Annotated in this window: 18 protein-coding genes; 13 read left to right on the forward strand and 5 right to left on the reverse strand. The window is 58.0% G+C overall.

What is annotated here, in order from left to right; translation table 11 throughout:
• Positions 1–33 precede the first annotated feature (33 nt).
• The 11 genes from EI293_RS20035 to EI293_RS20085 all read left to right on the forward strand — a co-directional run bounded on the left by EI293_RS20035 (position 34) and on the right by EI293_RS20085 (position 8360).
• Positions 34–444: an Imm50 family immunity protein gene (locus EI293_RS20035; RefSeq protein ID WP_125440329.1), complete on the forward strand. Its 411-nt coding sequence runs from the start codon at positions 34–36 to the stop codon at positions 442–444.
• 8 nt (positions 445–452) lie between these two features.
• Positions 453–902, forward strand: coding sequence for an AAA family ATPase (locus EI293_RS20040; RefSeq protein WP_125440330.1), 450 nt, complete (start codon positions 453–455; stop codon positions 900–902).
• Complete coding sequence (locus EI293_RS20045) at positions 892–1653, forward strand: tRNA(His) guanylyltransferase Thg1 family protein (protein WP_125440331.1); 762 nt, start codon at positions 892–894, stop codon at positions 1651–1653. Before EI293_RS20040 ends, EI293_RS20045 begins: the two co-directional genes overlap by 11 nt.
• Positions 1654–1726: 73 nt before the next feature.
• Positions 1727–2839, forward strand: a complete 1113-nt coding sequence (gene hisB, locus EI293_RS20050) for a bifunctional histidinol-phosphatase/imidazoleglycerol-phosphate dehydratase HisB (RefSeq protein WP_125440332.1) — start codon at positions 1727–1729, stop codon at positions 2837–2839.
• A gap of 223 nt (positions 2840–3062) precedes the next feature.
• Positions 3063–3653 carry an imidazole glycerol phosphate synthase subunit HisH gene (gene hisH / locus EI293_RS20055; protein WP_125440333.1) on the forward strand — a complete coding sequence of 197 codons (591 nt, stop codon included), beginning with the start codon at positions 3063–3065 and terminating at the stop codon, positions 3651–3653.
• Positions 3654–3814: 161 nt separating this feature from the next.
• Positions 3815–4531, forward strand: coding sequence for a 1-(5-phosphoribosyl)-5-[(5-phosphoribosylamino)methylideneamino]imidazole-4-carboxamide isomerase (gene hisA / locus EI293_RS20060; protein ID WP_125440334.1), 717 nt, complete (start codon positions 3815–3817; stop codon positions 4529–4531).
• Between the two features lie 104 nt (positions 4532–4635).
• Positions 4636–5394 carry an imidazole glycerol phosphate synthase subunit HisF gene (gene hisF, locus EI293_RS20065; RefSeq protein WP_125440335.1) on the forward strand — a complete coding sequence of 253 codons (759 nt, stop codon included), beginning with the start codon at positions 4636–4638 and terminating at the stop codon, positions 5392–5394.
• A gap of 109 nt (positions 5395–5503) precedes the next feature.
• The gene (hisIE, locus tag EI293_RS20070; RefSeq protein WP_125440336.1) at positions 5504–6142 is read left to right on the forward strand and encodes a bifunctional phosphoribosyl-AMP cyclohydrolase/phosphoribosyl-ATP diphosphatase HisIE; all 639 of its coding nucleotides are present in this window, start codon (positions 5504–5506) and stop codon (positions 6140–6142) included.
• A gap of 102 nt (positions 6143–6244) precedes the next feature.
• The gene (locus tag EI293_RS20075) at positions 6245–6775 is read left to right on the forward strand and encodes a GNAT family N-acetyltransferase (RefSeq protein WP_125440337.1); all 531 of its coding nucleotides are present in this window, start codon (positions 6245–6247) and stop codon (positions 6773–6775) included.
• A 127-nt stretch (positions 6776–6902) separates the two neighbouring features.
• The gene (locus tag EI293_RS20080; RefSeq protein ID WP_125440338.1) at positions 6903–7691 is read left to right on the forward strand and encodes a glycosyltransferase family 2 protein; all 789 of its coding nucleotides are present in this window, start codon (positions 6903–6905) and stop codon (positions 7689–7691) included.
• Between the two features lie 12 nt (positions 7692–7703).
• Positions 7704–8360 (forward strand): lipid-A-disaccharide synthase N-terminal domain-containing protein, encoded by a 657-nt coding sequence (locus EI293_RS20085; protein ID WP_125440339.1) that lies wholly within the window; start codon positions 7704–7706, stop codon positions 8358–8360.
• A gap of 97 nt (positions 8361–8457) precedes the next feature.
• Here EI293_RS20085 and EI293_RS20090 read toward each other — a convergent pair whose 3' ends face one another.
• The gene (locus EI293_RS20090; RefSeq protein WP_125440340.1) at positions 8458–9438 is read right to left on the reverse strand and encodes a GDP-mannose 4,6-dehydratase; all 981 of its coding nucleotides are present in this window, start codon (positions 9436–9438) and stop codon (positions 8458–8460) included.
• Positions 9439–9601: 163 nt separating this feature from the next.
• On the opposite strand from EI293_RS20090, the gene EI293_RS20095 reads away from it, so the two are divergent.
• Positions 9602–10513, forward strand: coding sequence for a glycerophosphodiester phosphodiesterase (locus EI293_RS20095; RefSeq protein WP_125440341.1), 912 nt, complete (start codon positions 9602–9604; stop codon positions 10511–10513).
• 101 nt (positions 10514–10614) lie between these two features.
• The gene (locus EI293_RS20100) at positions 10615–12297 is read left to right on the forward strand and encodes an ArnT family glycosyltransferase (RefSeq protein ID WP_125440342.1); all 1683 of its coding nucleotides are present in this window, start codon (positions 10615–10617) and stop codon (positions 12295–12297) included.
• A 161-nt stretch (positions 12298–12458) separates the two neighbouring features.
• Here the strand turns inward: EI293_RS20100 and EI293_RS20105 are convergent, their stop codons facing one another.
• The 4 genes from EI293_RS20105 to EI293_RS20120 all read right to left on the reverse strand — a co-directional run bounded on the left by EI293_RS20105 (position 12459) and on the right by EI293_RS20120 (position 18793).
• Positions 12459–13592, reverse strand: coding sequence for a hypothetical protein (locus tag EI293_RS20105; protein WP_125440343.1), 1134 nt, complete (start codon positions 13590–13592; stop codon positions 12459–12461).
• Between the two features lie 1017 nt (positions 13593–14609).
• Complete coding sequence (locus EI293_RS20110; protein ID WP_125440344.1) at positions 14610–15752, reverse strand: tetratricopeptide repeat protein; 1143 nt, start codon at positions 15750–15752, stop codon at positions 14610–14612.
• A gap of 86 nt (positions 15753–15838) precedes the next feature.
• The gene (gyrA, locus tag EI293_RS20115) at positions 15839–18424 is read right to left on the reverse strand and encodes a DNA gyrase subunit A (protein WP_125440345.1); all 2586 of its coding nucleotides are present in this window, start codon (positions 18422–18424) and stop codon (positions 15839–15841) included.
• Positions 18425–18550: 126 nt separating this feature from the next.
• Positions 18551–18793 (reverse strand): hypothetical protein, encoded by a 243-nt coding sequence (locus EI293_RS20120; RefSeq protein ID WP_125440346.1) that lies wholly within the window; start codon positions 18791–18793, stop codon positions 18551–18553.
• Between the last annotated feature and the right edge of the window lies 1 nt (position 18794).

The raw sequence follows: 18794 nt of genomic DNA on the forward strand, positions 1-18794 counted from the left end.
TCTACCGTTTCGTTCGTTAATCAAGTCCGAGCCATGAGCGAAAATCCTGTGATTGGCCGGATAGCCAATGCGTCTCTAGTTCTTCAGCACTTCGGTTACTGGCCCAGCTTTCACGATGCGGAAGTGAAGAAAGTGACCTTTGAAGCCAATCCGGGCTATTATCCAACGGTTACTTTTGTGCTTGCTGCATTTGAGACGACAGCGTCAACCGATGAGCGGGGATACTTTCGTCAGGCCAAGCACTGCGAAATCGAACTTCGGTTTACAGGCATCAAGGAAATCCACTTTGATGGATTCGGTCATCAAAATGTCATCTTCAGTTTAGAATTTGACGAGCAAGACGTTGGCCTCACCTGCACGCTCGACTCGGCGGTCGGTCTGGATGCTTTCATTGTTGCGCAAGCTGCTGAGATTGTAAGTTTGACTCCCATACTCCCTATATAATCCCTACCATGCAGCTCGTGCTGTTCTGCGGAATTCAAGCTACCGGGAAATCGACTTTTTATCAACAGCGGTTTTTCCACTCCCACGTGCGCATCAGCATGGACCTGCTGCGCACGCGCCACCGGGAACGGCGGTTGCTGGAGTTGTGCCTGGAAACTCAGCAGTGCTGCGTGATAGATAATACAAACCCCACGCAGGCTGAGCGGGCCGTGTACCTGGCGGCGGCCCGGGCGGCGGGGTTCGAAGTGGTCGGTTACTTTTTTCAATCGGTGGCGGCGGAGGCCCTGGTGCGCAACCAGCAGCGCCCGCCGGAGCGGCAGATACCCGACAAGGGTATTCGGGCCACTCGCAACCGGTTGGAATTGCCCACCCGTGCCGAGGGCTTTGACCAGTTATACTTTGTGCGGGTGCTCAATAATCAGGCGTTTGACGTTACCAGTTGGCAAGATGAAATTTAACGACCTCGACGCGCGGTTGCGGGTATTCGAAACCGCTCACGACCACTGCGCTTTGCCCGGCCTTTACCTGGTGGCCCGTTTAGACGGGCGTGGCTTCACCCGCCTAACGAAGGAAATACACCCTTTCGAGGCTCCCTTCGACGTGCGGATGCGCGACTATATGGCCGAAACCACCCGGCATTTGCTGGAATGTGGGTTCCGGATGGTCTACGGCTACACCCAGAGCGACGAAATTTCCCTGTTGCTGCATCCTGTCGAGGATTCCTTCGGCCGTAAGCTGCGCAAGTATACGTCGGTGCTGGCCGGGGAGGCCTCAGCCAAATTTTCCCTGTTGCTGGGTGACGTCGGCGTTTTTGACTGCCGGATTTCTCAGCTGCCGCGCCGGGAGAATGTGGTGGACTATTTTCGGTGGCGGCAGGAAGATGCTGGCCGTAACTCCCTGAACGCCCATTGCTACTGGCTACTGCGCAAACAGGGCAGCTCTGTAGCCGAAGCTACGGCGCAGGTAAAAGGCCAGCGGACTGCCACTAAGCACGATTTGCTGTTCGCGCACGGCATTAATTATAATGATTTGCCGGCCTGGCAAAAGCGGGGCTTAGGTTTTTACTGGGAAGAGTATCCGAAATCCGGCCTCAACCCGCACACGCAGGAGCCCGTGGAAACGATGCGCCGGCGACTCGCGCTTAATCTGGAATTGCCGCTGGGCGATGCTTACGCGGATTTCATCCGGACCCTTTTGCCGGCCGCCTGAGTAAGACGGCGGCTGTTTCTTTGTTTATTCCCGGCTGTCGGATTGTAGTGATCCGGCACCAAGATTTCTTTTCATGAAAAAAGTACTCTTCATTGACCGCGACGGGACCATCCTCATCGAGCCTCCGACGGATTTTCAGGTGGACGCGTTGACGCGGGAAAAATTTCAGTTTGTGCCCGGCGCCATCACGGGTCTGGCCCGCATTGCCCGCGAGCTGGATTATGAGCTGGTGCTGGTGAGCAACCAGGACGGCCTCGGCACCGCCAGCTACCCGGAGAATACCTTCTGGCCGGCGCACAATATGATGCTCGACGTGCTGCGCTCGGAAGGAGTAGAGTTTGCGGCCGAGCACATCGACCGGAGCTTCCCCCACGAGAACCTGCCCACCCGCAAGCCCGGCACCGGCATGCTCACCCAGTACCTGGGCGAGGGCAGCGGCTACGACCTCAAAAATTCCTTTGTCATCGGCGACCGGCTGACCGACGTGGAGCTGGCCCAGAACCTGGGCTGCCAGTCCATCCTGCTGAAGCCGGAAGGGGAGGATGACGAGCGCGCCGCGCTGACGACCATGAGCTGGGAAAAAATATACCAGTTTCTGCGGTTGCCCGCCCGCACCGCCGTGGTACAACGCGACACGAACGAAACCAAAATCAGCATCGAGCTCAACCTCGACGGCAACGGCCGCCCCGAGATGCACACTGGTCTGGGCTTCTTCGACCACATGCTCGACCAGCTCAGCAAGCACTCGGGCGTGGATATGAAAATCACGGTGCAGGGCGACCTCCACATCGACGAGCACCACACCATCGAGGACACGGCCATTGCCCTGGGCGAAGCATTCACCCAGGCCCTCGGCGACAAGCGCGGCCTGGCCCGCTACGGCTTCCTGCTGCCCATGGACGACGTGCTGGCTCAGGCCGCCATCGACTTCTCGGGCCGTCCCTGGATTGTGTGGGATGCCGAGTTCAAGCGCGAGAAAATAGGGGATATGCCCTGCGAAATGTTTTACCATTTCTTCAAGAGCTTCTCCGACGCCGCCCGCTGCAACCTCAACATCAAAGCCGAGGGGCAGAACGAGCACCACAAGATCGAAGCTATCTTCAAGGCCGTAGCCAAGTCCATCAAAATGGCCCTGGTGCGTGACGCCGGCCGCATGGAAATCCCGAGCACCAAAGGTATTCTGTAATTTACTCATTTGTTTAAACAAATGAGTAAAGAGTTACTGAGATGTGAATTGCGCGCATAATTGTCAGCCTGAGTGGAGCAAAGGACCTTATCACATTGCATCGATTCGTGCTACCGTAATAAGGCCCTTCGCTGCAATCAGGCTGACGGTTTATAAGCAGAAACTCCCTTAAACATTTGTTTAAACAAAAGAATAAACAACGTCTTTCACTCGATATGTTCAAATGGAAATAGCCATAGTAGATTATAAAGGCGGCAACGTGCAGTCGGTACTGTTTGCGCTGGAACGGCTGGGCGTGCAGGCCACGCTCACGGCCGACCACGACGTGATTCGCCGCGCCGATAAGGTGCTGTTCCCGGGCGAAGGTGAGGCTGCCTCCGCCATGAAGGAGCTGCGCGCCCAGGGCCTGCACGAGCTGCTGCCCACGCTTACGCAACCGTTCCTGGGTATCTGCCTGGGCATGCAGCTGCTGGGCCGCCACACCCAGGAGGGCGGCGGCACCGAGCTGCTTGGTATCCTCCCGTTTGATGTGGTGCGGTTCCAGGCCACCGCTGAGTACAAAGTGCCGCACATGGGCTGGAACAACCTGCAGGCGTTGCGCGGTCCGCTGTTTGAAGGCCTCAGCGCCGAGGACTACGTGTACTTCGTGCACAGCTACTACGCCCCGGTAGGCGAGTATACTATTGCCGAGGCCGCGTACCCCGCGCCGTTCAGCGCCGCCGTGCAGCACGAGAACTTCTACGCCGTGCAGTTCCACACCGAAAAGAGCGGCCCCGTCGGCACCCGTATCCTGGAAAACTTTCTCAAGCTGTAAGCCCGTGATAAAAGAACAGTCATGCTGAGCTTGTCGAAGCATATCTACCGCTTCGTTGTGGTAGTACTTGATTACCCTCGGTAGAGATGCTTCGGCTCCGCTCAGCATGACGTTCTTTTGATCCGCTACCAGCATCAACAGCACCAAGCCCTAATTCCAACATGGAAATCATTCCCGCTATTGACCTCATCAACGGCCAGTGCGTGCGCCTGACGGAGGGCGACTTTGCCCAGCTGACCACCTACGATGCCGACCCGCTGGCCGTGGCCCAACGATTCGAGGCCGCCGGCGTGAAGCGCCTGCATCTGGTGGACCTCGACGGAGCCCGCGCCAAGCGCCCCGTGAACCTGCCCGTGCTGGAGCGCATTGCCCGCCACACCAGCCTGCACATCGACTTCGGAGGCGGGCTGCAGAGCGAGGAAGCCGTGCGCCAGGCATTCAACGCCGGGGCCCGGCAGATTACGGCCGGCAGCATTGCCGTGCGCGAGCCCGAAACCGTGAACGGCTGGCTCCACACCTTCGGGGCCGACCAGATCATCATCGGGGCCGACTACCGCGACAACCACATTTCCATCAACGCCTGGGCCGAGCAGAGCGAGCGGACCCTGGGCGAGTTTGTGGAGGGCTACTTGGCCAGCGGGGCCACCACCTTCATCTGCACCGACGTGAGCAAGGACGGCAAGCTCCAGGGCCCGTCGCTGGCTACGTACACCGAGCTGCGCAAGCAACTGCCCGCCGCCCGCCTCATTGCCAGCGGCGGCGTCACCACCATTGCCGACGTGGAGGCCCTGGCCGCCGTAGGCATGCACGGGGCCATCATCGGCAAAGCCATCTACGAAGGCACCATCACGCTGGAACAGCTGCAGCCCTGGCTGTAGTTTCGTTTTTCGTTGTTCGTTTCTCGCTCGGTTCGTCCAAGAGGAAACGAAGTCTGCCAACGAATACTTAACAGCCGAAAAACGAACAACCAATAACGAGCAAGATGCTAACCAAACGAATCATTCCCTGCCTCGACGTGAAGGACGGGCGCACCGTGAAAGGGGTGCGCTTCGAGGGCCTGCGTGACGCGGGCGACCCGGTGGCCCTGGCTGCCCGCTACGCCCGCGAAGGCGCCGACGAGCTGGTATTCCTCGACATCACGGCCACCAACCAGAAACGCGCCACACTGGTGGCCCTGGTGCGCGACGTGGCCCGGGAGCTGGACATTCCGTTCACCGTGGGCGGCGGCATTGGCACGGTGGCCGATGTGGAGGCCCTACTCATGAACGGAGCCGACAAAGTGAGCATCAACTCGGCCGCCTTAGCGCGTCCGGAGCTGATTGACGAGCTGGCCGCCCGCTTCGGGTCCCAGTGCATTGTGGTGGCCGCCGATGCCCGCTACAACGACGCCGACGGCTGGCAGGTGTACACCCGGGCCGGCACCCACAACACCGGCCGCGACGCGGTGCAGTGGTGCCGGGAAGCCGCCGAGCGGGGCGCCGGTGAAATCCTGCTGACCTCCATGAGCAACGACGGCACCAAGGACGGCTTCGCGCTGGACATCACCGGGGCCGTGAGCCGGGCCGTGACCATCCCGGTCATTGCCAGCGGCGGCGCGGGCTCCAAGCAGGACTTCACCAACGTGTTCCAGCAGGCCCACGCCGACGCCGGCCTCGCCGCCAGTATCTTTCACTTCGGCGAAATCGGTATCCGCGAGCTGAAAGAACATCTGTGCCACGACGGCATTGCCGTGCGGCTGTAATGGCTGGTTTTTGGTGGGTGGTTGTTGGCTTGGGACGGAAAGTCGTTGCCGATAATCGAAATAAACATCTGCCAAAAACCAAAAACCACCCACCAAAAACCACTACGAAATGGATTTTGCCAAAATGCCCGATGGGCTGATTCCGGTGATTGTGCAGGATGCCCACACGGGGCAGGTGCTGATGCTGGGCTACCAGAACGAGGAAGCGCAGCGCGTGACCCGCGAAACGGGCCGCGTGACGTTCTTCTCCCGCTCCAAGCAGCGCCTCTGGACCAAGGGCGAAACCTCCGGGAACTACCTTACCGTGGTGAGTGAGCACGAGGACTGCGACCAGGACGCCCTGCTCATCCTGGCCCGCCCCGACGGCCCCACCTGCCATCGGGGTACCACCAGCTGCTTCGAGCAGCCCCAGCAGACGCGTTACCCGGCCCCGGCCGTGAGCTTCGTGGCGGAGCTGGAGCGCCTGGTGCAGCGCCGCCACCAGCACCCCGACGAAGACCCCAAGTCGTACACCGCCTCCCTGTTCCGCAAGGGCATGCCCAAAATTGCCCAGAAAGTGGGAGAGGAGGCCGTGGAAACCGTCATCGACGCCGTGGGCGGCAACGTGGAGGGCCTCAAAGGCGAAGCCGCCGACCTGCTTTACCATTTGTTGGTCCTGCTGACGGCCTCGGGTTTGTCATTGGAAGACGTGGTAGCTGTGCTGAAGGAGCGCCACACCACCATTTCCGGCGGGGTGCGGCGGGAGTAACGTCTTCTCCTTTCTTTGTATCTGCAAGCAAAACGCTGCTGGTGCCTCATCAGGTACGGGCAGCGTTTTGCCATTTCTTTAATCTTCTCAGTTACGTCTCTAATGTTTCCTTCCGCTATCCAGTTATTGCCTCTACGACTTGACCAGGCCGAAATCTTCCACCGCTGGATTCAGGACCAGGAGGTTGTTCTTTACTCACTGAATGCCTTCCAGCAGATGGATTCGCTGGCGAAGGTTGCGGAATGGCTGGAAGCTACGTTGGCTGATCCGCGCTGCCTGAACCTGGGCGTGTATCTGGCCGAGACCCAGGAGTTGATTGGACACGCCGGTATTTCCGGTATTTCCACGGCTAATCAGGCGGGGGAGTATTTTATTCTGCTGGGCGAAAAGCGGTACTGGGGGCAGGGTATTGCCACGGAGGTAACCCGGCAAGTTGTGGCGCGCGGTTTTGAGGAACTGGGCTTGAACCGGATTATGCTTACGGTTTCGGAGCCGAACAAGGGCGGCGTGAAAGCCTACCTGCGGGCCGGTTTCCAGTTGGAGGGCCGGCTGCGGCAGGCCTGCTTGCGTAATGGGGACTTTCATGATAAGCTGATGATGTCGGTGCTGCGGGAGGAGTGGAGTGCGTCGTAGCGAGTAGTGGGTGAGCAGTACCCCGCAGAGGCGGTCAAATCCATCCGTTCGGCTGCTTTTGCGTATGGGCAGGTATCAGGCTCGAAACCTTGCGTACCTTGCGGCCCGTTTTACCTTTTCTGTTTCTATGTCTGCTGCTCCCGACCGCGCTGCTTATCTCGCCTCCCAAAGTCTGACGGTGCTGGTGCCCGTCTATAACGAAGAAGAAAGCCTGGGGCAGTTTGTGGTGGAGATGGACAAGTTTCTGGCCGAAACGCCGGTAGCTACCACCGTGCTGTTCGTCAACGACGGTTCCACTGACGGTTCCGTGGCCATTCTGCGCGAGGTGTGCCGCCGGAAGCCGCAGTACGAGTTCATCAGCCTGAGCCAGAACCGGGGGCTGAGCACGGCCGTGAAAGCCGGCATCGACCACGCCCGCACTACGCTCATCGGCTACATCGACTCCGATATTCAGACCACCCCGCTGGACTTTCTGACCTTCTTTGAGTTTCTGCCCGAGTTTGATATGGTGAACGGCATCCGTGCCAAGCGGCAGGATACGTTTGTGAAGAAGATGTCGTCCCTGGTGGCCAATACCGTGCGCCGCACGCTCATCAACGACGGGATTCAGGATACCGGCTGCCCGCTGAAGATCATCAAAACCGAGCACGCCCGCCGCATTCCGCTGTTTCACGGCATGCACCGCTTCCTGGGGGCGCTGGTGCAGCTGCAGGGTGGCAAAGTCAAGCAGCTGCCCGTGCGCCACTTCCCGCGTTTCGCGGGCACGGCCAAGTACAACCTCTGGAACCGGGCCTGGAAGCCGCTGGTGGATACGTTCGGCTTCCGCTGGATCCGCAGCCGCTGGAAGAACTATGAAATCGGGGAAGCCCACCGCCAGGAGGCTGCCGGGGTGACAACTGGTGCCAGCAGCAAGTAAGCGCCGGGTTTTATGACGTCACAAACAGTTGCCCTGGGCATTGGGCTGGTGTCGCAGCTGCTGTTTTCCAGCCGCATTGTGCTGCAATGGATTCAGAGCGAGCGGGCCAAACGCGTGCTGGTGCCCACGCTGTTCTGGCAGATCAGCCTGGTATCCTCGTTTCTGATGATTGTGTATGGTATTCTGCGCCATGACCCGGTGATTCTGGGGGCGCAGGTAATTAGCTACGCCATCTACATCCGCAACCTGCAGCTGCTGAAGGAGTGGGGCAAGCTGAGCCCGTGGTTCCGGGCCGGAGCCTACGCGTTTCCGGTGGCCATGCTGGCCTGGTTTGTGGCCGGCAACCAGCACTTCAGCCTGCGGGCCATGCTGGGCAGCCGTATTCCGGCCGGGTTGCTGGCCCTGGGGGCCGTGGGCCAGGTGATTTTCCTGCTGCGCTTCGTGTATCAGTGGATATACTCCGAGCGCAAGGGCGAATCCACGCTGCCGCTGAGTTTCTGGGTTATCAGCTTCGTGGGCTCGGTGCTGATTCTGGTGTATGCTTTCCTGCGCTGGGATGCCGTGCTCATCATTGGCAACGTGTTCGGTACGGTGGTATACGCCCGCAACATCGTGCTGCTGCGTCGGGAGCAGCGGCGTACCGCTTCGGGGGCCGTATCAACGGAATAAGTATTGTGATACAATAAGTTAAGTATTGAGACATGAGGACGGAGTAGTTAGATAATTAACAATCATCTAATTACTCCGTCCTCATGTCTCAATACTCTTAGACGGCCGCCATTTCCTGCGCGTTCAGCCACTGTACAAACTCTCGCAGCCCGTCGGCCAGGCTAGTCTGGGGGGTGTACCCCAGCAGGCGCTGGGCCTTGCTGATGTCGGCGTAGGTGATGTCCACGTCACCGGCCTGCATGGGCTGGAACGTCAGCTGTGGCTCCACACCCACGGCCTCGCCGATGGCCGCAATCAGCTCCAGCAGGGGCACGGGGCAGTTGTTGCCCAGGTTGAGGGTTTCGTACACGTCCGTGTGCTCCAGCAGATAATCCACGCCCCGGGAAATGCCGTCTACGGTATCCAGCACGAAGGTGTAGTCGCGGGCCGTGGTGCCGTCGCCGAAGACCGGAATGGGCTGGCCTGCCTGCAGCAGCCGTACGAACTTATGAATGGCCAGATCGGGGCGCTGGCGGGGACCATACACGGTAAAGAACCGGGCATTGAGCACATCCAGGCCGTGCAGGTGGTGGTAGGTGTAGGTGAGCTGCTCGCCGCTGAGCTTGGAGGCGGCGTAGGGCGAAATGCAGGTGGAGAGCAGGTTCATATCCTCCCGGAAAGGCTGCTCGCGGGTATTGCCGTAAACCGACGATGATGAGGCAAAGAACAGCTTCTGAATCTCGCGCTGCCGCATCCACTCCAGTAGGTGGGTGGTCCCGAGTACATTGTTTTCCAGGTAAGCCACGGGCTGCTGCACCGAGGGTCCCACGCCGGCCTTGGCGGCCAGGTGCACCACTACGTCAATTGGGTCGGCGGGCAGGGCGTCTACTAGCGCGTCGAGTCCGTGGCGCAGGTCGGCTTCGTGGAAGCTGAAGCGGGGGTGGGCCCGGCAGCCGGCCAGGTTCTGCTGCTTGCGGGAGCGGTCATAAAACGGGTCGAAGTTATCGAGTCCGACCACGCGGTGCCCGTCGTGGAGCAGGCGTTCGGCCAGGTGCGAGCCAATGAAGCCCGCGCAGCCCGTTACCAGAATGGAAGCCATGCGTAAAAAAAGGCAGGGAAAGGAGGAGAGAACCGGGCCCTGAAGCCCGGGGCGCAAATGTAACCGGAATTACCCGACCCCGGTTATCCTGCGTATAGGCCGTACGCAGCGGCCGCCACGGGTGTTTTGCCGCTGCCCTACCTTCTTTCTTCCTCTGTTGGCTATGACGTACGTTACGCGCCTGCTTACCTGGCCCGTGGTGGTGGCTGTGAGCGGGCTGAGCGGGCTTCCCTTTTCGTCTGTTTTGGCGCATCCGGTCGATGTCGCACCCAGGGAGCAGACCCAGCGGCGCCCTTTGGTTATCGGGCATGCCGGTTCCGGCTTCTTTCATCCGTTGTTTAACCCGTTGCCGCCCAGTAGTCTGCGCAGCATTAACCGTGCCCTGCGCCAGGGGGCCGATGGGGTGGAGGTAGATATTCGTCTGAGTCAGGACAGTATTCCGGTACTCTACCACGATAATTCTCTGAATTCCATGACCGATGGCACGGGCTGCGTAAGCCAGACGCCGGCCGCCACGCTTACCACGCTGCACTACCGGGGTGGGTGGCCCTACGATTGGTTTCAGCGCGAAAAGCTCCTGACGTTGGAAACCCTGCTGAACTCGCTGGCCAAGCGGCCGGAGTTCCCATATCTGCATCTGGATCTGCACGAGGATGATGACTGCAACGGCAACGACCCGGCCCGCAGTCAGGCCCTGGCGCGGCGCCTGCGCGACCTGCTGCATCAGTACCGGGTGCCAACTGGGCGGCTCCTGGTTCTCACCAACCGGGCCAGTACGTTGGTGTACCTGCGCCAGGTGTTGCCGGCAGTACCTTTGGGCCTGGAAATGGGGGCGGACTTCGCGGCGGGCCTCGCCACGCTCCGTTGCTTGCCCACCGTGCAGATGGCCGTGTTGCACAAAAATGATCTGACGCCTGAGCGGGCCGCGCAGGTGCACGCGCTGGGCAAGGAAGTAGTCGTCTTCGGGGGGCGTTCGGCCAAAGCCGTCAGCCGGGTAGTAGCCGCCGGTACGGATGCCTACGAGGTGGATAATGTGCGACGGTTGCAGGCTACGCTGCGGCGGCAATCCGATTAAACACGTATACTAACGTTTTCAGACGTGAGTCCTGGGCTCTGACCAGTACTCACGGTATAGCAATAGGTAGCATCTTACGCAGTTGTCACAGGTAGTTTTTCATGGATGTACAGCAAGTGAGCCGTTCCCGCTGGGGGCGGCTTCTGACGATTTTGGGGGTATGTGGGCTGAGTTTTTTTCTGCACGGCGGCGCGCCGGCCGTGAGCCTGATGGAGTCGCGCAACTTTGTGGCGGCCCGCGAAATGGTAGCGGGCGGCTCCTGGCTGATTCCCACCATGAACGGCGAGTTACGCCTGGCTAAGCCGCCACTGCCCACTTGGGCCGTAGCGGCAGTGCAGCAGCTGACCGGCCCCACTGAAGACCTGGGAATTCTGCGTTGGCCGGCGGCCTTGGCGGCCACTCTGTTAGTGCTTTTCTTCTGGGGCCTGGTGCGGGAGCTGACGCGTACCGTCCCCGGTGAGGCGGCCAACCCCGGCCGTACGGCCTGGCTGGCCGCTCTGGTACTGGCCAGTAGCCTGCTGGTAATTACCACGGGACGGGAAGGACAGTGGGATATTTTCGCCAATAGCCTTATGGTGGGAGGCTTGTGGCTGCTGGTGCGGGGCTGGCAGCGGGAGCAGGGTGGCAGCGGGAGTCTGCTGGGAGCCGGGGTGCTGATCGGGCTGGCCATTCTCAGCAAGGGCCCGGTTCCGTTGTATGGGCTGCTGCTACCCTTTCTGCTGGCTTATCTGGTGCGGCAGCCGCTGCACCGTCGGCTGGTGGCCCGGCAGGGGTGGGGTACGGCGGCAGCGGCGGTGGTAGCGTTGGTAATAGGCGGCAGCTGGCCGGTTTACATCTGGTCGGAAGTAGCGCCCGCCGCCCTGCGCGTCGCCCGCATCGAAACGGCCTCCTGGAGCAATCGGCACGTGCAGCCGCTGTGGTATTATTGGTCTTTCTTCGCCTTTACCGGACTGTGGGCGTTGGTTGCGCTGGCGGCACTGGTGAAGCCCTACGCGCAGCGCCGGGCAGCACAGTATATTCCCTACGTGGTGGCCCTGACCTGGCTGGTCGCTGGCCTGGTACTGCTGAGTCTGGTGCCGGAGAAGAAAGAGCGATATATGCTGCCCCTGATGCCGCCGCTGGCCCTGTTGGTGGCTGGTCTACTGCGGTACTGGGAAAGCACCCCGCGGTCTGGGTGGCGACTGTCGGATCTGGGGTTGGTACGTGGGTGGGGGGCATTGCTGGCGTTGGTATGCGTAGCTCTGCCCGTTGCCATGGCTGTTCTGGGGCTACCGGGTTTTGGGTTTGGCTCGACCCGTTTTACCGCGGCCGTAGTGCTGTTTGGCGGACTGGCTAGCTGGATTGTCTGGCAGGGTGTCCGCCGGGCCCGACCCGTTGCGGTCATGGCCGGTACGCTTACCGTGATGGGAAGTCTGCTGGCACTGCTGATGCCGGTGTATCCGGTGTGGGAGGGACGGCGCGATGCACCGGGGTTGTCCCATGTGCAGGATATGCGTCGGCCGCCAGCGGTAGCTGGAGTAGTAAGCTGGCGCAGCCTGGACACGTTGCACGTCAAGCAGGTGTGGGGGGCTGGTCGAGCCGTGCCGATCTGGCACCCCACGCTCGATTCGTTGGCAAATCTTCGGCAGCCGGTGGTTGTGCTTTCCGGCTCTCCGGTCGGTTCACGGCTCCCCACCGGTTGGTCCCGTTTCGTGCACGCACAGGTGGTGGATAGCTTTTACTTGGGCCGGGACCTGGAGTCAGGTCGTTGGCTTGTTTCCCGGATAGATCCTATACGGAGATAGTGCTTATTTTTAATAAAGGGGTAACAGCAAGATAGTTGTCAAAAAATCCATTTAACATAATTCAGAAACACAAACCTGTGCTCGGTATAACAGGTATTATATAACTGACAGAAAACAAAAAAGGGGAGCGGTTCTGAGCCGCTCCCCTTTTTTGTTTTGCTTTATAAAACGGATAAACGACGGCGAATCTGCTTTAGGAAAGCCTCTACGATGTCCAGGTCGTCAATGTCCTGAACGGTCAGATGGGTATCCAATCCTGGGCCCTGGATGCGTATGCTATAGCTCAGGCTGGTTTCCGTAGCGGTAGTGGTTTGGGCAATAGTAATGGCAGCAGGCGTAACCATAGACTCAGGGAGGCTGCTCATGGGTACCGGCTGCCCAGAGGGTTGCGTAGCCGGGGGCAGGATACCAGGTGGGCTGGCAGATGGTATAAAGACAGCCTCCGGTCCTTTATATAGACCGGCTTCATCCTCCGGAAGAGGGTAATGGTCATCCAGATCATTTGTGTCCAGGCCAAATAGGTTTGATACCGCATCATGGGTACGGGCCGGGGCTGTTACGGAAGGTACATAGGAGGCAGGAGAGGATATGCTGGCAGCTACGACTGGCTTGGTAGGCTGCGTAGTGTATATGGCCGGTGTAGGAGCAGGAGTACCTAGTGGTGTGCCAGTAACCGCTACCGCAGGTTCTGGCACACCGCTAGGACGGAACAGGTTCATAGGCATCTCTGAACTGGCGAGTTCCTTACGTGGGGCTTGCTGAGCAGCCAGGGCGTCGACGTCGGCCATTATATTGTTCTCATCCAGAATGCCGGCCATACGGGCACCATCGATGAATGCTTTCGAAACGCTTTGGGCGTTTATCTCTTCCACACCGAACTCCCGGACCAGCATTACATCAAACATGTGTACCGGTAATTCCCGGTTGCGAAACTTACGGCAGATCTGGTTAAACAGGGGAGGATGTAGGAAGGCTTCCCGATGATATATCCGTTCCTCCTGTTTGTCATACGCATGCTTGATTCGACGGAATAAATTGGTGGTCGTGAGCAACTCACGTTTGCTGGTTAGCAATCCGAACTTGACGGCTGAACCAATAATGGCTTTAAAGGAGCCACTGACTTTGCGATTGAGTTTGCGAGCAGTGGTTTCAATGGCACACTTTCCGCCTGTGTCATCAACTACTTCAGCAACCTCCCAAGCTCCTAAGTAAGAAGTACGTGGGTAGTCTATGGTTTTAGGCATATTGGTAAATAGTAAGAGTATGAAAAGGATAAAGTAAAAGTAACTACGCATAAGGTAAAAATAAAGAGCATATAGTATAATAAAGCAGTACAAAGCATATAAAAGTTTAACTATTTAATACTTTTTGTACTTTTTATTACCATTTATGGTTATACCATTTTATATATCCACTCTCCCAGCGTATTGACACTGTTTAATTACCCTCTTTATAAAAGGCGGCCGGGTGGGGGGAACCACTCTTTTGAACTATGGCAGCATTCTACTTGCCTGTATGACCTTATTGGGTGAATTCCCATTGATTTAAACCCATATAGCTCTGTTGCCACACGCAGGGTTAAGACCTTCTTAAAAAGGCTCTCGCTCAACGTATCTGGAAGAATCAAAACGCAACAAGCATGGTAAAGCAGGAGGGAGGAATATCTGCTTCATGGGCCGCAGCGCAAAACCTACTCCGTCATTGGCTGTACTACTGCAACAAACAGGTGACGCCGCATTCGCTCACACCAGGTCGCCTTGCATGTACTGGACTAAGCATCTCGGAGCATCTCTGCTACAGGAAAACAATGACAAGGATTGACCGAGCACACAATCAAGGCTGTCATCAACTTTACATCGGTTTCCAAGGCCCGCCTTACCAGCGCCCCAACATGAGTAGACGGGGCCGTCGCTTTGCCGGATGCCGACCGCTACTTGACGCACGCACTTAGCCTTGAAAGCCGACATATCTTTATTACGGGTGGCAGGCAAGCCGCTAGGATTTGATTTTTCAGTCATGAGCGGTTAAGCTACGACTTCACGCTATCCGTTTTAGCTGGATCACCTTACAAACAGCAAGCGACGGGACTTACATTCGTGTTGCGTTCTGCCTAGCCTAATCACACATATCTATCATGTGTATGTATCAAGGCCATGCCGTTGTAGCTACCGTAAGACGATAAGACTATTTTATTTTGTCTTATAATTTATATTATGTTAAGTATCGATTCAAAATTACAGCCCGTTGGTATTCCGGGCTGTAATTTATTCTCCCCTACTAGTAGTAGCAAGGCTGCGAAATAGAATCCTGCTTTATTTCTTCTGAGCATCCAGTTTAGCTGCCATCCGCTCTGAATCCGCAGGGCGCCCTACCCGCAGATACGCCTTCTGCAAGGAGGAAATAACTGCCCGGTCATCCGGTTGCGCCTGCAGGGCTTTCTCAAAGTATGGCAATGACTCCTGGAAGTACTTCTTACCGTCGGCCTCAAACTTCTTACCCGACTTCTGATACTCTGCCAGGCTCATCTTGCTAGCTTTTGTGTACAAGTCGGCCGCTTTGTTATAATTGTACACACCCAGATTGAAGTTTGCATCAAAATTGGCGGGGTCTACTTCTACAGCCTTCTTATAGGCTTCCAGTGCCTTGGCTGGCTGCTTGTCTTGGTCGTATACGGAACCCAACACCGCGTACAGGTTGGAATTGGTTGGATCAGCCGCAATGGCTTTTTCAATTTTACCAATAGCCTCCTTACCACGACCGGCACTAAGTTCCATGTTCAGGTCTTCCAGCATAAAGCCCTTGTTATTCGGAAAAGCAACCAGCGCATCCTGAACTACTTTACGAGCCGCCGCGTCATCTTTCTCCTGCCGGGCAATCTGCAGCATCCGGCCGTACATCTGGGGGGTCTTATACCCAATACCCTGGAGTTTGCCGTACATTTCTTTCGCCCCGCCAAAGTCCTGATTGGCTTCGGCCGCATAAGCAGCGTACAGATACGCCGTCGTGTCCTGTGGACGAATCTGCTGGGCCATCCGATACGAATCAATGGCCTTGGCGAAATCCTTGCCGTTGTAGCTTTCCACTCCGGAATTCAGGGCCAGACCATACAGGCCATCGAGCTTAGCCGTAGCCATTTTACCGTACTCACTGTCTTTGCCTTCTAGGCTAACGGCTTTGGAGTATGACTCGAAAGCCGTTTTGGTAGCTTCCGTAGCGGGCACCGTCTTGCCGTAGATCGGACTGGCTACGATGCCTTCGTAGACTTCGCCACGGGTATACCAGGTTTTGGCTTTCCCCTGGGTTTTCTCATTGGTGATGGCCTTGTCTATTTCAACGCGGGCCTTGTCAAGGGTGCCTTGCTTCTGAAACAGAATGGCGTTGGTAACGGCCGAATTCTGGGCCGACACGGTGTGTAGCGCGGCGGCAGCTACCAGGGTCAGGATGATCTTCTTCATGGGAGTTTTGCTGAAGAATTTACAGGTAAAGGAAAGGAATTGCAACGCAAACGGCAGAACGCCCAAGGGAGTTCTGCCGTTGCAAGTTAATTAGCGCTGATGGATTCAGGATCGGTCAGGTCCGTGAGGTCCGTATCCGGAAGGCTGACTGCCCCCTCTCCGTCCGGACTGCCATTCGGCGTTACCGCCTCGGTCCCATCAGCTTCCAGCTCGATTTCCTTTTCCTCGGCCGCTACTTTGGCCACCGAAGAAATTTCGTCGCCTGAACTGATTTTCAGTAGTCGTACGCCCTGAGTGGCCCGCCCAATGCTGCGTAGCTCACTCATGCGCAGACGGATGGTAATACCTGATTTGTTGATAATCATCAGGTCATCGGTATCATTTACCGTCTTGATGGTCACCAATTGGCCCGTTTTGTCGGTCAGCTTCATGGCACGTACGCCTTTACCACCACGGTTGGTGATGCGGTATTCCTCCAGCGGGCTGCGCTTACCGTAGCCATTCTCGGAAACCACCAGCAACTCGTCCTGGCTATCCTTATCCAGGCACACCATGCCTACTACCCGGTCATCAGCCATTTCTTCCGAAAGCGTGATGCCACGTACCCCGGCAGCGGTGCGGCCCATCGAGCGCACTTTTTCATCGGGAAAACGCACGGCCCGGCCGGAACGCAGGGCCAGCACCACCTCGGAGTTGCCGTTGAGCAGCTGCACGTCGAGCAGCCGGTCGCCTTCGTTGATGGTAATGGCGTTGATACCGGCAGTACGGGGGCGCGAATAGGCCTCCAGCGGGGTTTTCTTCACGGTGCCCTGCTCGGTGCAGAACATCAGGAAGGTGTTGTCGAGGTAATCCGGGTCGCGCAGGCCGCGCACGTTCAGCACGGAACGCACCGAATCTTCGCGGGGAATCTCAATCAGGTTCTGAATGGGCCGGCCCTTGGTGTTCTTGCCGCCCTCGGGCACTTCGTATACTTTCAGCCAGAATACGCGGCCGGCTTCGGTGAAGAACAGCAGGTACTCGTGGGTGGTGGCCACAAACAGGTGCTCCGTAAAGTCATCCTGCTTGGAAGCAGCCCCCCGGGCCCCTACTCCTCCCCGACCCTGCGCCCGATACTCATCCAGCGCCGTGCGCTTGATGTAGCCTTCGCGCGAGATGGTAATCACCATGCTCTCATCGGCAATCATATCCTCCATCGAGAAGTCGCCGCCGGCGTACTCGATGCTGGTGCGGCGAGCGTCGCCGTAGCGGTCCTTAATGTCGATGAGCTCCTGCCGGATGATGTCGCGCTGCATCTCGTCGGAGGCCAGCACGGCCTTCAGATGGTCAATGAGGGCCATCAGGTCGTTGAACTCCTGCATGAGCTTGTCGCGCTCCAGGCCGGTAAGGCGCTGCAGACGCATATCCAGGATGGCGCGGGCCTGCACTTCGCTCAGCGAGAACCGCTCGATAAGCTGGGCCCGGGCCACGTCCCCGTCGCGGGAGCCCCGGATCAGCTTGATTACCTCATCGAGGTGGTCCAGCGCAATGAGCAGGCCTTCCAGGATGTGGGCGCGCTTCTGGGCTTCGGCCAGCTCGTAGCGGGTCCGGCGCACCACCACATCGGCCCGGTGATCCACGAAATGGCGAATCAGGTCCTTGAGGTTGAGCGTCATCGGGCGGCCTTTTACCAGGGCCACATTGTTGACGCCGAACGAGCTTTGCAGCTGGGTGTACTTATATAGGTTATTGAGTACCACCGTGGGCATTGCGTCCCGCTTCAGGTCATACACAATGCGCATCCCGTCGCGGTCAGATTCATCGCGCAGGTCGGCAATGCCCTCGATTTTCTTCTCGTTAATCAGCGCGGCCGTCTTCTCAATCATCGAGGCCTTGTTCACCATGTAGGGAATTTCGGTCACGATAATCTGCTCCTTGCCCGAGGGCAGGACTTCGAAGTGCGCTTTGGCCCGCATCACTACCCGGCCCCGGCCCGTTTCGAAGGCCTGCTTCACGCCTTCGTAGCCGTAGATGATACCGCCCGTAGGGAAGTCGGGAGCCGTTACGTGCTCCATCAGTTCGGCAATGGTAATATCGGAGTTGGCCAGGTAGGCAATGATGCCGTCGACCACCTCCGTGAGGTTATGCGGGGCCATATTGGTGGCCATACCCACGGCAATACCGGTGGTACCGTTCACCAGCAGGTTCGGGAACTTGGCCGGCAGCACCGACGGCTCCTCCAGGGAGTCATCGAAGTTGGGCTGAAAATCCACCGTATCCTTGTCCAGGTCACCCAGCAGCTCATCGGAGAGGCGCTTGAGGCGGGCCTCGGTGTAACGCATGGCGGCAGGCGAGTCGCCGTCGATGCTGCCGAAGTTTCCCTGACCATCGACCAGCGGGTAGCGCAGGCTCCACTCCTGGGCCATGCGCACCATGGTGTCATATACCGAGGAGTCACCGTGGGGATGGTACTTACCGAGCACTTCCCCCACGATACGGGCGCTCTTCTTATAGGACTTGTTGTAGGAAACGCCCAGGTCCGACATGCCGTAGAGCACGCGGCGGTGTACGGGCTTAAGGCCGTCACGCACATCGGGCAGTGCCCGGGAGATGATAACCGACATCGAATAGTCGATGTAGGCCCCACGCATCTCGTCTTCAATGTTTATCGGAATGATCTTTTCGCCTTCCGCCATAGGGAGAATGTAGTCGGCCGGAAGCCCCGTAAAGAGGAGCTTCGCAGCCCGTGAGAGTGAACTTCGTTAAGCCTGCAAGATAGGCAGAAAAACCCGTTTTACCTAGCTAAAAGCCCGATTAGGGGCCTATTTAAGGGTCTTGCTCCGGTCGTTGGAATGCTTGCCCTTTTCCTGCTTGTGCACCTTTATTTTTTCCCCGATAGCCGGGTTCTGTTTCTTGAACCAAGGCTGCCCACGATACTTGGTGCCGTTATGCAGATGCACCTTACGAGTGTGGCAGGCTTCTATGGGACAGGTACGGCACGAGGCGACCAGTAGCAACACCACCAAAGGAGCCAGCCAACGGACAAAAGAGGGAGAAAAACGCATG

Origin of the sequence: Hymenobacter perfusus, from assembly GCF_003944765.1 — a bacterium.
In the GTDB taxonomy this organism is placed as follows: domain Bacteria; phylum Bacteroidota; class Bacteroidia; order Cytophagales; family Hymenobacteraceae; genus Hymenobacter; species Hymenobacter perfusus.